Raw genomic sequence first — 13009 nt, forward strand, 5'->3', positions numbered from 1 at the left:
CCGTATTATCGGCTGATGCGAATGAATGCCAAATTCTCGGTCTTGACTGATCAGGTAATACTGTGCGGATGCTGAATTTTATTTTGATTTCTGCGATGTGGTTTCTAAAAAACTTAGGGATCGGTTGCTGACGGTCTTGATAAGCTCCGGCAGTGGCATAGGTTTTCCAATAAGGTAACCTTGGATCACATCACAGCCAAGAGTACACAGACGGTCATAAGTGGCAATATCCTCTACACCTTCAGCAACTACCGATAGATTCAGCCGATGCGCAAGGCTAATCATGGAATCGACGATCCGGTCATGCGTAGACTTTGTTGTCATATGTTTGACAAATATCATGTCGATTTTAACTTCATCCAAAGGAAGATCTAGCATACGTGCCATTGAGGAATAGCCCGTTCCAAAATCATCCATCGCGAGTTTTAAGCCCATGTCCTTTAGCTTGTGCAAAGTATCCAGAGTGCCTGAATTATTTTCCATGATGGCTGTCTCGGTGAGTTCAATCGTTACATTGCCTGGCGAGACACCCCAAAGTGATAGCCCTTGTGCGACAAGCTCTGTCAATTCCGGGTCACGCAAATCATCGGCAGAAAAATTGATCGAAATCCCAGCATTTAATCCGGACCTACGGTATTCGGAACATTCTCTTAATGCCGTATGAAATACCCACAGTGTGAGCTTAGGCATGAGCGCTGTCCCTTCCGCAACCTGTATTAACTTGTCAGTTCGGATTGGACCATGATCTGGGTGATGCCAACGAAGTAAGGCTTCCGTAGATTCAATTTTTCCACTAGCGAGATTGATTTGCGGCTGATAGCACAAATGCAACTCGCCTGCCTCGATGGCATTACCCAAATCTGACCAGAGATCAATTTGGGAAAGAAATGGATCTTTCGTTTCCGCGGCAAAAAGCTTGATGGATTCTTGTTCCAACTTCGCTTGATGTATTGCCAAGCTTGCATCACTCAGTAGTTGATCTAATGCGGGGCCGCTTTTATTACTCAGGGCTACCCCGATACGTGGTGCCAAGGTTATGTTTCGCTTACCTAAAACAACAGGAGGTATCAAGATTCTCAGAATCTTATGTGCAGCCAAAATAGCATGTGCATCTGAAAGCAATTCAACCAGTAGGCAGCAAATTTGATAGCGCCCAGTTATTCCAACTAGGCTCTCTGCATTCAATGCATCTTTGACCTGGCCCGAGACTTGCCGCACAATCGCATCGACTGCATTGAAGCCCAGTACGCCATCAAGCTCGGCTAGCCGTTCAAAATTCACTAGCAGCAGCGCATTATGCCGACCAAGGTTATTCGGATCACATAGCTTTCTGGAAGCTGTGTGCAGGAAATCTTGATAAGAAAGCACAGTCATAGAGAAATTTTGGCGGCAAGTCTCGGTAATTTATAAATAATATTGCTTAGCATCAATCCCATAAGCTCCCTGTGGCAGGTCGTTGGCAATAGTATACTGGATACCTCTTGGGCTTGGTCCTGCAGTTCTGAGATCTACTGTCAGGGGAGCATCGTAAGGCTTCTTCTTGGCATCACATATGATCATGATACGAGGAAGAAGTCTTTGCGTGCGGTTATGTGTGAGTACAATCGCAATTTCGCCCGTGTTGAGTTCAACAAGACTACCCACCGGGAACATGCCGACGCAATGCGCAAATTGTTCTACCAGTAGATAGCTAAGTCCGTTTTGTGCGTTATCTCTAAGTTCTTTGATTGCATGAAATGGCCTCATGCCTGGCATTCCAGGCTGACCCCAAATAAGTTCTTCGTAACAGTCTACAATTGCTGCCATTCGGCCATAGGGGTGTAATTGATTGGCGTGCAAGCCATGGGGATACCCATTCCCATTTTCACGCTCGTGATGTTGGAGCACAATTTTAATGACTTCTTCCGGCGTATTACTTAGCTGGGTAATGATTTCTTCTCCATAAGATATATGTTGCTTCATTAGCTTGCGTTCATTAGGTTTGAGAAGAAAACTCTTTTTAGTTTGGATTTCTTTCGGCAGTCGTTGTTTACCGATATCCATCAATAATCCACCTAATCCAAGTATCGATAATTCTTTGCGTGGGAGACCAAGGTGACGGCCGAAGGCTAGCAAGTGAACTGAAGTCTTAATTGCACTATCGTAGAGTTCTTTCCCGGTAGTTTTGAGTTGTGCAAGCAGAAGTGCCGCATCTGGGTTACGGATAATGCTTTCGCATAAAGTATCAACCACTTCGTGCGCTGCTTGAATATCAAATTTGGTGTTACGTTCGATGTTGATACTGATATCGCTGAATAAAGTGAATGCGACGCTATATGCCTTCGTGGCAGCAGGTATTTCTTGTTCCGCAGCGTGGATATCAGTATAGGGTATTGCACGCTGGAGTAGTGCGCCGAGGGATTCAGTTTCATTGGGTTGCAGTTGTTTGTGTTTATTCGCAATATCCGTTGAAACAGGGATCTTTGCATAAGGTGTATGTCGCTGAGCCACGAAAGGTTCGCTTCTATCTACATCCACATAAACGAGCGTGCAATAGCGTTTTAAAATGTCAATATCGTTCTGGGATTGAATGAGGATACCTTGAATAGAGTAGGACGTTTCAAGCCAGGGACGATCAAGATCACTGACATACATGCCTACTTGAAGATCGTCTACAGGAACTTCGATTGTGGTATTACTTGCCATAGCAGAAGTATTCGCTAAAGAATGAGAGGAAGTTTTATCAAATAAACTTCGATTTAGTTGAAGGATAGAATAATGAAAGCGTTTTCTGCTTTGAGGAAGTAACGACGTATTTAGCGGATTTCTTGAATAGAATCTTGCTAACGTACCGGATTAATAAAAAACTCGCGCATCAGGAAATCTTCCAGCCCCGCTGAATCTTTCTCGCGTGCGGATAATACGACGACACGGTGCAGACGGTGCGATTCCCAGTTGAAATCTTCTTTGTAATGTTCACGAATTAATTGGATCATCCGGCGGACCATGGCGAGTTCAACATTGCCATCCGGTCCGGCTTCGACTTGGATCGTTTGCAGCCGGGGATTGCTTTGACCCGTTGTCCAGGCGCGGAATGAAAATTCAGCTGTGCGCGGACCTATTCTAAGAATTTGAAATATGCCACTGGTGCCGGGATTCTGGAGATTGCGTCTGACATTGGCCATACGGATTTCATCGGCAGTGGGTTGCGGCGTGGCAGTGTTTGCTGCCATATCATCATTATCAAAAAGACCTTCCGCGCGGCGGCGCGCTTTGGCTTGATTAATATAATCGGATAAATCCGTAGCCGCATCGGGGGCAGGCTTTGGAGGCGTTCTAGTGATTACCTTGTCTTTGGTAGGCTGGGTGGGCGTGGGCTTACTGGGCTTTTCGACCGCTTTTGGCTTGGGCTGTGATCGCGATGGGGGACTCGGAGCCGGAAGCGGCGGTAATTTCGGTGCCGGTTTTACTTCCTCGACGGCTTTAGGTTTCTCTTGCGTTGGCGTTGGGGTAGATTGCGAAGAAGCAGGCAGCGAGTTCTTGGCATCCTCTGTTTCGTTTAAATCAATAAAGCTCGCAGCAATCGGGGGTGGCGTTTCAATTTCCACCTCGGGAATGGACAAGAAAAATCCCAAGCCCCAGATAAGCAACAGCCAGACGAGCGCAGCCAGCGGCAATGGCCACCACAGGCGAATTTCTCTCGATCTGGAACTTACCATTCTTTTCTATGCTATTTATGTTTGACCGCAATCAGAAAATGCTGGGCACCGGCAGACCGGGCGCGGAGCATGGCTTGCACGACAATGCCTTGAGGCGCCTCACTATCCGCGGACACAATCAGCTTCTGTTTTGAGTCTGAGAGTAACGGCTTGAGTGTTGTGGCCAGCGTTTCTAGCGTAACAGCCGTCTGATTGATAAAAATTTTACTGTCTTTGGTTAGCGTCAGGGTAACAGGCTTTTCCGCACTGAGCTTCTCAGCTTGGCCTTCTGGCAAATCAACCTGCAATGAATCCAGTTTCTGCATCGATAAAGAAGCCAGCATGAATGTCGCCAGCAAGAAAAACATCACGTCGATCATCGGGATGATTTCTATCTTACCTTTATGAATTACGCGGGATTTACGGAGCTTCATGGTTATTATCCTGTTGATCCAGGCGGATGTTATCGATCAGCCGCGTACCCAGGCGTTCCATTTCATCCAATGTCAGTGATTGCAAACGGGAAAAATAATTGAATCCAAACAAGGCTACCAGCGCAATCGCCAGGCCCACTACGGTGGCAATCAGCGCCTCTGCAACACCGCCTGTGACCGCCGCGGGGTTAACAATGCCTTCGCTGCCAATCACCTGGAAAGCGCGCATCATACCGACCACGGTTCCCACCAATCCAAGCAGCGGTGCGGCTGTGACGATGGTTTCCAAAGCCCAGAGCCGACGCGACAAAGATTCTTCAATGATTTGCGCTTCATCGGCAGCGCGCGATTCAGTCCACCATGCCGGTTTATGCCGGTTGGAAATCACCACTTCAAAGAAACGCTTGTAATAATGACGCTGATCCAATCCGGAAAGGATTTTTTCCAGATCGTTCCATTTGAAACCATACGTTTCGACAAGGTTCAGCAAATCGCTGGAAAGGCGCGCGTAACGCCAATAAACAAATGCTTTTTCAAGCATAATTGCCAGAGCGATGACCGCCAGTAAAGACAGTGGAATGATAATAATTCCACCAAGCTTTAACATGACCCAGGCTTGATTTAGTTCTTCCATAGTTAACTCCAGATTAAGGCTATTCATAAAGCTTTAGATTGCCAGTACTTATTAGAAATTTATTGAATACAAGAAATTTCTAATAAGAAATATTTTCATTCCAACTATCATTACATTTGTAACGAGCACGTCATCGTGTCATTCCGTCGAGAAATTGCGATACAGAACCTAACATCACTAGGCCGGATGGATGCTAAGAATAGTTGAAAACACCAGCAGTTGGAACACTTTAATGGCAAAATGATTTACTTTTGTGACTTTGTTGCAGAAAGGCACGAAGCCTATACGGATTACCCATTGTTTGGAAATTCCGGGGAAAGAAAAGCAGACTGGACAAGCCAATTATAGCGATTAATTATGAAAAAATGTTTAATGGTACTGTTTCTGCTGATGGTTGTTACAATTGTGCAAGCCAAGTGGATTAAAGCGGATGCTGCAGCCAAACCCGGCGAAGCGCATTACTTTGACCCGGAGACCCTGCAAAAGAACGGCCAGTTCCGAAAAATCTGGGTGTTGTCCAGCTACGAGGAAAAGCAAAAAGGCGGGCATCGTGCGGTTAAAACATTATATGAATTTGACTGCGCCTATCACAAAGCCCGCTCAATCACGATGCTGTTGTATCCGGATAAAGAAGCTACAGGCATGGTAATTGGCGCGCATCATGATGAATCCCGGGATTGGTTTGGTTTTTCGGCCAACTCAATTTTCCGGCATATTGCAGAGACGATTTGTATTGATTGAACGAGTTCAAACGTATAATTGGATTCAGTTTTTAATTTCCGGTTTGCCCTATTTTATTAAGGAATCAGAGGGTGATTCACGAGTCTGAGTACTGGAAAATACCTCTGCTTCGTGCTGCTACTTGGCTCGAGAAGTTGCGGATTACCGAAGGATCGGCAGAGTGCTCTCTGGTGAGAGTTGAAAAGGAACTTTTCTTTGGGTTCTATGCGGTTCGAAAGCTTCTCGATACCTTCAAGGTTTCAGATAAAACCAAAACGATGATTTTCGAGTTGAAGTGGTTTTCTTGTGTTGGGAGAGTTGACTACTTCAATGCTCACCGGATTGACGAGTTGTTTAATCTCAACAAGATTAATAAAGAAACGCGAGATGTTCAGTTCCTATGTAACCAATTCATTCATAGTTACATCTTTGTTCCCGTCGAAGGAGAACAATCTCAATTGCTTGGGTTCTACATATGCTCAGACCGTACACGTCATGAAAAGCTTTATTTCATCGAGATTCAGCAAGTGTTGTCAATCTTTCGTACGGTTGGTCGGGATTATCCAACCAGTGCAATCATGAAGCGTGATTCAAGCACTGGTCAATGGGAGGGAAAAATTGAATAGACCCATGACTTTCTTTTTGTTGTTCGCTGAATTCATATTAAAGCTGTAGAAAAATAAATTTCAAGAAATCGAATCGAGCTCAGAGTTAATATCTGCATGGGTAAAAGTGGATCAAGTTACTTTTAACGCCACCCAACCCACCTCACATTCCCCAGATTCCGCCGCCACATAAGCCGATTCCTCAGTAATCGTGACAGAGATATCCATCGTGCGTTGTACTAGTTTTGCCAGTGCCTGAATGTTTGGCCATTGAAACTGGAAAATGGCTGCGGTCAGTTCGTTGAATTTTGCTTTTTCTTGCATCCACCAGACATTCGATTTGGAGTTAAAGCTATATACTTTGACGGTTTGAGCGATCCGGGTGGCTTTCTTGATTCGCTCCGGGGCGGGTTCTCCGACATCGATCCATAACGCAATCCGGCCATCCGGGGTATGTGCCCATAGGTCAGGTTCTTCTACGGTACTCAATCCTTTGCTGAGCACTAGAAATTCTTGTGCATTGATACAAAACGCCAGCATGCGCACCATCATGCGCTCGAGCGTCTCGGAGGGATGCTGAGCAATGGTCAAGTTGAGCGTATCGTAATAATTACGATTGAGGTCGGTCAGTGCAATTTTAAATTTGTAGATGGTGGGTTTGAGTGCCACAGACGTGCCTCTATCGTAAGGAGCTATTGAATAAACCCGTTTGTCATTCCGAATGCTGTGAGGAATATTTGGCGATCAAAGCCATAGATTTCTCGCTTCGCTCGAAATGACAGTTATTCCGAGGTTTTTTGAGAGTGTTTATTTTTCCATCGTGCTGATAAACGCATTCGCTTCATTAATCGATTGCTCCATGGAAACAACCAGTGCGGATACATCTGACTTAATTGTGCTCAATTCTCCTTTGAGTGAAGCAATGGCGCGTGCATTGAGGTTGTGTTTGAGGAACATGACCTGATCGTTAAACACGGTGAGGATCGGTTCAATCTTGGCTTCTGCCTGTTTCATCGACTTGATTAACTGGCGATAATGCGTTTGCGTGGTGTTGAGTTTCTTCTGGCTGTTTTGCTTCATCGCGGCGCTGCTGTATTGCGTGATTTCCTGTTTCCATTCAGTAAATAAAGCTTCAGAGACGCTTTCAATATCGGTGATGCGGCTTCTGACTTCTTCGGCTTTAGCGACACTGGCTTCATAAGCGTCATTCAGCCTTTTATAAGTGGCTTCCAGATCACCGCCATCAAAATTGGTGGCGGCAGTAAATTGTTCCAATGCCGATTTGAATTGTTCTTTGGTTTCTTCTTGTGTGTCGCGCGCTTTTTCAACCCGGGATACCATCACATCGCGCTTCGGAATGCCAACTTTCTCTAGAGCCTCGAGATACATCGTGGAACAACCCATTAGCATAAAAAATACGGAAAGAATGAGTAACCGATACAGATAGTTCATGTTTGTCTCCATTAAAAAGTTTGTAGGTTGTTGATCTTTGTTATCTCTTATGAAGCCATTGGATTTAGCGCAATACACCCCGTCGCATCAACCGCCAGGCTACTTTTAAACCCCACAGGATGGGGTGACGGCGCAGCATCGGGGTAATTTCCACGCTGACACCCGTGTGCCGTTCTATTTTCCAGGCAGCGTACTCGACGCTATTATTGAAAGTAAGCGTGGCTTTGGATAATCGCAGGATCGACAGAATGCGTCCTTGCCAACGGCGCAGCCGCCAGAGCCAGAGCGCTTGCCGCTGTGTCTCCGGAGTGGTCAGACAGCGATATTTTCCATTTTCTTGTTTTTCCAATACTCCTGTCAGCATGGGCGCTGCTACTTCCGTCAGGCGGATCAGTGCATTCAGATTGGTCTGTGCCAGGTGGCGTGCACGTGTTTCTCGCTCTGCGCGTAATTCGGCAGCGTAGGTGAGCGTCAGGCAACGGGTCCAGATTTCTTCGACATCAAGTATGCCTGCCTCAAGTGCCGGTACGCCGGATTTTAGAAAGGTGACGACGGAATGAGCGAGTGCCGCATAAATGCGCTCCCGAACGGAATCGTCACGGCAGTAGAGCAACCGCGAGGGTTGCGCAAAGCGCGCCCAGATATACGGGTGAAACCAGAATTGCGCGCCACGTGCAAAATCACTGGTAGAAATGACGGCGTATTTGGCGCGTAACGTACTTCCTTGATGCGGTATTTCCAGATAAAAAACATTGGGTGCCAGCCAGGCGTTTAAATTGGCCAAATAACGCTCAGGATAAGCCTTGTGGTAACTATCGACGATGACATACAAATCAACGATGCCTTCATCCAGGCTGATGGCGGAATGCAGGCAGGAGCCATACAGAATCACCGCATCCAGTGATGCGCCGAAGCGCATGATGAGTGCATCCACCAAAGGGACGAGATCTGGCGATACCGCTTTTTTGCTTTCCCACGCCACTTCGTTAATCAATCGAACAGGTAGTTGCGCAGCGGATGTGGCTTTGGATCTGGTCATGGAAGTCGTAGTGTCCTCTGGTACAAAAAATGTTACGGGATCCGTCGCGGAAATTCGCAACGGTTCATGGGAGTGAAGAGATCGATACAATTCACCGTCCACAATATATTCATCATCCATTTGCAAGGTCAAAGAATGGGTATTATGGCTATAGTAGCCGTCGGTTTCTTGTAACACTTGGCCGCCGCCTGACAGTAATGGCCATACCGAACGCCACAGACGCTTAGGTTGTTGATTGACCCAAGTGACATGAAGCGGTGCCGGTTCTTTGCCCCAATACGGGCGGATGCTGAGTAACAAAGAATCCAATGCGCTGACCAGTGCAAACAGATAAGTGCCGTGATGGATTCGTCCATTTGCTTCCGTCATTGTCATATTGACAGGCGCCCACTCGCTTTGCTGGCGGCCAAGTAGCATATCGATAATGATGCCAATGAGTGATCGCAGCATGATCAGAAACGTAAAAATGCTGCCGGTGATTCCCAGTTGTTTGACCGGGCTGCGCGAAAATTTCACGCCGCGCGCCACCAGCCCAACTGCGAAGAACATGCCGTAAATCGGAGTTATTCCAATTTGCTCGATTCGTAGCACCGGCCGCTGCACCAGCTTAGGCGCTGATGGCTTTAACAGATAATCCCGCAAGCGGTGTAATGCTTGTTCCGGTTTGCCGTGTATGCCCAGATCCAGTGGCGTCATATTGGTGGTGCCGCCTGGTATGACCATCAGCACCGGCCATTTTTCGGGTGCTAATAATTTAAACAGATGGCCGAGAATCGCATGCGTCGTGCCGTCGCCGGCGACAATCACCAGTAAATCGATGTTTGCCCGGAGCAACTGGTCAATGGCGCTTTTGAATGTGATCGCATCTGTGGCTTCGCAAACCATGATGCCGGGTATTTCAGTCAATGCTTGCCGGATAGCCGGTTGACGTTTACGCGTCTGACCGCCCATTGGATTGATCAGGCAGCCGATTTTGGCTGCTCCGGTTTTTAAGCGATCAATCCGTGCTTGTGATGTCATTGGGCGATGCTAAGTGCGACTTAATGGGATGATACGGGATAGGGTTTTCTCAGAGTGATCGGCGCGCGTGTAAATATTTTGACCGCCCATATTTCCCGGTCACGCGCTGGATCGATATCCTGCAACCAGGATTTCAGTGTTCCCTCTTTCTGCTTGGTTTGCCAGCCGATCATCAAGCGCCATATCAGTATCGCCGTTGAGATCACATGCCAGACGACGACTAACAGCAATCCGACATCCGGTTGATTAGTTAACCACCCGTACGTGAGTAGAATCAGATTCGGATTGCGCCGGGCAGTAATCAGCCGGTTAAATGAGTCCAATTTTTGCCAGATGAACATATCGAAAGATGCCAGCCAATACTGGAATGCGCCTTCGCATAAGCGCCCGCCCACATACCCTAAAAACATGAGCCACATCATGATTTCCAAACCGCTAATAGGTGTAAGCGTACTTGCCAAACCGGCTCCCCACGCCAGATACCACAGTGGTGGATGAATAATATCCAAGCCATGATCCAGTACATCCCCCAGGCGGCTGGAAGTTACGGTGACACGCGCCAGCTTTCCGTCCACGGTGTCGAGAAAGGTCATGAACCATCCCATGAGCAATCCAATGCCAAAAAATCCGCCCCAGAATGCTAATCCGGTCAGAATGGCGAGCACGATGCTGAGATAGGTGACATGATTCGGTTGCCAGCCCTGACGCACGCAATAATGCGTCACCCAGAATGCCGGCAGCGGCCACAGCCATTTAGTGACCAGATCGGTCACGCCTTTATACGATCCGGAAAACAGCTCCTTTTCCAGTAACGGACGATTGGCTTCGCTGACAGGCAAAATGTAAGGCGGGTCTTTCTTTTTCAGATTTTGTTGAAAATCTATTTTCAGATCCTGTAGACCAATGCGCGGAATGATCAGCAACACGAACTTATAATTCTGGCTTTTATTATTGTTAAGATTCCTGAGTATTTGCGGTGCTTGACTACCATCGGTACGTATCGCCGCAGGGCAGCCTTCGTCGTTGTATAAGGCGATTTTCTTGTTCAGCCCGAGCAGTGCGGTCAACACCCGGGCGTCAAATAGAAAATTAGAATTCAAAAATAAAGCGGTCGCGCTTGCAGGAATTTTTTCAGCATCATCAACCAGCTTGATGTGCTCGTGTGTTTGTAACATGCGTTGCAAACGCTCTCGGCCCGTTAATCCCCAAATTTTGGTTTCACTTTCACCGAAGATATAAATATAGGTTGAAGTCGACATGTGTTGTAGTGTAATAGTTATTAGGTTTATGCCTATAGATATCTTTCAGCTGCATGCTGCTTAGTCATAAGTAGATTATAAATCACGCGGAGTCAAGAAAATTAACCTACTTGTATTTCAGCATTGGCGTATTTAATATATTTTTTCTTGGGAGTAGCTAGAAAATAAGCGAAAGTGAGTGGTCCGACACGACCGACTACCATCAAAAATATAATGACAATTTCCCCTCCCATACTCAATTGGCTCGTTAATCCTCTGGATAAACCAACCGTACTGAGCGCAGATACCACTTCGAAAACGATATTAATCAGTGGTGCCTTTTCAATGATGGATAAAACAAATATTCCTATAAATATCATGATAATAGATACAATGGTGAGTGCCAATGCTTTCATTACCTGAGATTGCGGTATGGTACGTTTCAGTACCACCACATCATCTCTTCGACGTAGAAAGGCATAAGTTGCCATGATTAAAATTACAAAAGTACCAATTTTGATACCACTGGCTGTACTTAACGAGCCTCCGCCGATATACATCAGCAAAATCATCAAAACGGTTGTGGCATCCGTAAGTTCTTCGATGGCTAAGGTGTTAAAACCCGCCGTCCGTGGCGTTACTGCCTGAAACCAAGCAGTTATCGCTTGATCAGCAACAGATAACTGACCTAATGTTGCCGGATTGTGGGCTTCAAGAATCCATATCAGTACAAATGCGCAAAAATTAATAATAAGCGTACTCAGTAATACAATTTTGGTATTAACGCTTAACTTGTGCCATCTTTTGTGTGTGCTGATATCAATCAATACTAAAAAGCCAATACCGCCAATAATAAAAAGTGCCGTGATGATTAAATTGACTGGCAAATTGTTAAAGTAGGGTACAAGACTACTACTATTTAAAGCAAATCCGGCATTGTTAAATGCGGAAATCGTATAGAAAAATGCATGATAGGCAGCTTTACCGAAACCTAGCTCATTTAGCCAGGTGATCGTCAGTAATATAAATCCAATCAATTCAATGAACAAAGAATATATCAGTACGTACTTTGCTGTATGAGTGACTTTTTCTAAACTGGTTTGATTAAAGGCTTCTTGCGCAATCATCTGCTGGCCGATTCCTAATCTTGCACCCAAACTTAATACCGCGACAATCGCAAACGTCATAAAGCTCAGTCCTCCTGTCTGGATCAGTAGTGCGATGACGATCTGACCAAACAGTGTAAAATGAGTACCGGTATCGAGAACAGCCAGTCCCGTGACCGTTACCGCTGACGTTGCAGTAAATATAGATTGCAACCAACTGGTTTCCGCATGCGTAGCAAACGGCAGCTTTAATAGCAAAGAACCCAGTGTAATGAGTAAAATAAACCCCAGAAATAATACCGTTGGTGGATTGATATTCAGTGTATTCTTTTTTGCCGTGACCACTTTGTAGGGTAAAACATGGGGATCCCATAATTTCATAATTACAGTAACCTGGGTGCAATTGTTTTAAGCGCGTTTAATGAACCCGCGAGTATTAAAGAATCACCCGTTTCCAAAACAAAGCTTAGCTCGACAGGCTTGAGAATGGTTCTTTTTCGCCGCACCAATAAAGGATCTATGGTGTCCTGAGCTTCTTTCAATAATGCTTCAATCGAGATACCCTGGCATTTCTCAGTTATTTTAATTTCAACCACATATAGATTATGACCAATCGTCATGTACTGATTGACCATCGGATAGTTGAGTGATTGTGCCACCTTTATACCCATTTCTTCTTCAGGATGGATGATCCGCGCAACGCCAATCCTGGAAAGGATGGTGTGATGCGGTTTTGAAGTAGCCTTGACCCAGATTTCTTTGATGTCCATGTTTTTGAGCAGCAATACACACAATATGCTGGCTTCCAGGTTGTCACCAATCGCTACCAAAGCAGCATTACAGGTCGTGTATTCAAATCCTTAAGCGCATGTTCATCGGTTGCATCGGCGATTGCGGCAAGGGTGAGTTGATCCGCCATTTGGTTTACAATTTTTGCATTAACATCTACGCCTATTACTGAATGACCAAGGCGTATCAATTCCAGTGATGCTGCCGAACCAAACCGGCCAAGCCCTATTACTGCAAATTGTCCCATTTGTTCCTCGTATTTGTTCAACTGGAAGATCGTATTTTCATGCGCTGC

At 45.9% G+C, this 13009-nt stretch carries 14 protein-coding genes; 2 read left to right on the plus strand and 12 right to left on the minus strand.

Annotation, left to right across the window (positions count from 1 at the left end):
* Positions 1–78: 78 nt before the first annotated feature.
* From K2P83_RS03460 to K2P83_RS03480, 5 genes are all read right to left on the minus strand, one after another.
* Positions 79–1374, minus strand: coding sequence for a GGDEF domain-containing phosphodiesterase (locus K2P83_RS03460; protein WP_292926486.1), 1296 nt, complete (start codon positions 1372–1374; stop codon positions 79–81).
* Between the two features lie 30 nt (positions 1375–1404).
* A complete protein-coding gene (locus K2P83_RS03465) occupies positions 1405–2685 on the minus strand; it encodes an HD-GYP domain-containing protein (protein WP_292926487.1) in 1281 nt (426 codons plus the stop codon).
* 137 nt (positions 2686–2822) lie between these two features.
* Positions 2823–3698, minus strand: a complete 876-nt coding sequence (locus K2P83_RS03470; RefSeq protein WP_292926488.1) for a hypothetical protein — start codon at positions 3696–3698, stop codon at positions 2823–2825.
* 11 nt (positions 3699–3709) lie between these two features.
* Positions 3710–4111, minus strand: a complete 402-nt coding sequence (locus tag K2P83_RS03475; protein WP_292926489.1) for a biopolymer transporter ExbD — start codon at positions 4109–4111, stop codon at positions 3710–3712.
* Complete coding sequence (locus K2P83_RS03480) at positions 4098–4745, minus strand: MotA/TolQ/ExbB proton channel family protein (protein WP_292926490.1); 648 nt, start codon at positions 4743–4745, stop codon at positions 4098–4100. Before K2P83_RS03480 ends, K2P83_RS03475 begins: the two co-directional genes overlap by 14 nt.
* 357 nt (positions 4746–5102) lie before the next feature.
* Here K2P83_RS03480 and K2P83_RS03485 point away from each other — a divergent pair, with 357 nt between their 5' ends.
* Both K2P83_RS03485 and K2P83_RS03490 read left to right on the plus strand, forming a co-directional pair.
* Positions 5103–5486, plus strand: coding sequence for a surface-adhesin E family protein (locus K2P83_RS03485; RefSeq protein ID WP_292926491.1), 384 nt, complete (start codon positions 5103–5105; stop codon positions 5484–5486).
* Positions 5487–5557: 71 nt separating this feature from the next.
* Entirely contained in the window at positions 5558–6091 is a 534-nt protein-coding gene (locus K2P83_RS03490; RefSeq protein ID WP_292926492.1) for a hypothetical protein, read from the plus strand.
* Positions 6092–6202: 111 nt separating this feature from the next.
* On the opposite strand, the gene K2P83_RS03495 is transcribed toward K2P83_RS03490, so the two are convergent.
* The 7 genes from K2P83_RS03495 to K2P83_RS03525 form a co-directional block, all read right to left on the minus strand.
* Positions 6203–6739: a YaeQ family protein gene (locus K2P83_RS03495; RefSeq protein WP_292926493.1), complete on the minus strand. Its 537-nt coding sequence runs from the start codon at positions 6737–6739 to the stop codon at positions 6203–6205.
* Positions 6740–6877: 138 nt separating this feature from the next.
* On the minus strand, positions 6878–7522 hold the full coding sequence (locus K2P83_RS03500; RefSeq protein ID WP_292926494.1) for a DUF2959 domain-containing protein: 645 nt from the start codon (positions 7520–7522) through the stop codon (positions 6878–6880).
* A 64-nt stretch (positions 7523–7586) separates the two neighbouring features.
* On the minus strand, positions 7587–9581 hold the full coding sequence (locus tag K2P83_RS03505) for an acylglycerol kinase family protein (protein WP_292926495.1): 1995 nt from the start codon (positions 9579–9581) through the stop codon (positions 7587–7589).
* A gap of 20 nt (positions 9582–9601) precedes the next feature.
* Positions 9602–10840 (minus strand): CDP-alcohol phosphatidyltransferase family protein, encoded by a 1239-nt coding sequence (locus tag K2P83_RS03510; RefSeq protein ID WP_292926496.1) that lies wholly within the window; start codon positions 10838–10840, stop codon positions 9602–9604.
* A 101-nt stretch (positions 10841–10941) separates the two neighbouring features.
* Positions 10942–12306 carry a TrkH family potassium uptake protein gene (locus K2P83_RS03515; RefSeq protein ID WP_292926497.1) on the minus strand — a complete coding sequence of 455 codons (1365 nt, stop codon included), beginning with the start codon at positions 12304–12306 and terminating at the stop codon, positions 10942–10944.
* Between the two features lie 2 nt (positions 12307–12308).
* On the minus strand, positions 12309–12755 hold the full coding sequence (locus tag K2P83_RS03520) for an NAD-binding protein (protein WP_292926498.1): 447 nt from the start codon (positions 12753–12755) through the stop codon (positions 12309–12311).
* Positions 12749–12961 (minus strand): NAD-binding protein, encoded by a 213-nt coding sequence (locus K2P83_RS03525; protein WP_292926499.1) that lies wholly within the window; start codon positions 12959–12961, stop codon positions 12749–12751. Before K2P83_RS03525 ends, K2P83_RS03520 begins: the two co-directional genes overlap by 7 nt.
* Between the last annotated feature and the right edge of the window lie 48 nt (positions 12962–13009).

It is taken from the genome of Nitrosomonas sp. (assembly GCF_019752415.1).
Taxonomy (GTDB): Bacteria; Pseudomonadota; Gammaproteobacteria; order Burkholderiales; family Nitrosomonadaceae; genus Nitrosomonas.

Excerpts from the sequence above, each read along its gene's own strand:
- K2P83_RS03460 (WP_292926486.1), bottom strand. The coding sequence starts at position 1,374 with ATGACTGTGCTTTCTTATCAAGATTTCCTGCACACAGCTTCCAGAAAG.
- K2P83_RS03465 (WP_292926487.1), bottom strand. The coding sequence starts at position 2,685 with ATGGCAAGTAATACCACAATCGAAGTTCCTGTAGACGATCTTCAAGTA.
- K2P83_RS03470 (WP_292926488.1), bottom strand. The coding sequence starts at position 3,698 with ATGGTAAGTTCCAGATCGAGAGAAATTCGCCTGTGGTGGCCATTGCCG.
- K2P83_RS03475 (WP_292926489.1), bottom strand. The coding sequence starts at position 4,111 with ATGAAGCTCCGTAAATCCCGCGTAATTCATAAAGGTAAGATAGAAATC.
- K2P83_RS03480 (WP_292926490.1), bottom strand. The coding sequence starts at position 4,745 with ATGGAAGAACTAAATCAAGCCTGGGTCATGTTAAAGCTTGGTGGAATT.
- K2P83_RS03485 (WP_292926491.1), top strand. The coding sequence starts at position 5,103 with ATGAAAAAATGTTTAATGGTACTGTTTCTGCTGATGGTTGTTACAATT.
- K2P83_RS03500 (WP_292926494.1), bottom strand. The coding sequence starts at position 7,522 with ATGAACTATCTGTATCGGTTACTCATTCTTTCCGTATTTTTTATGCTA.
- K2P83_RS03505 (WP_292926495.1), bottom strand. The coding sequence starts at position 9,581 with ATGACATCACAAGCACGGATTGATCGCTTAAAAACCGGAGCAGCCAAA.
- K2P83_RS03510 (WP_292926496.1), bottom strand. The coding sequence starts at position 10,840 with ATGTCGACTTCAACCTATATTTATATCTTCGGTGAAAGTGAAACCAAA.
- K2P83_RS03515 (WP_292926497.1), bottom strand. The coding sequence starts at position 12,306 with ATGAAATTATGGGATCCCCATGTTTTACCCTACAAAGTGGTCACGGCA.
- K2P83_RS03525 (WP_292926499.1), bottom strand. The coding sequence starts at position 12,961 with ATGGGACAATTTGCAGTAATAGGGCTTGGCCGGTTTGGTTCGGCAGCA.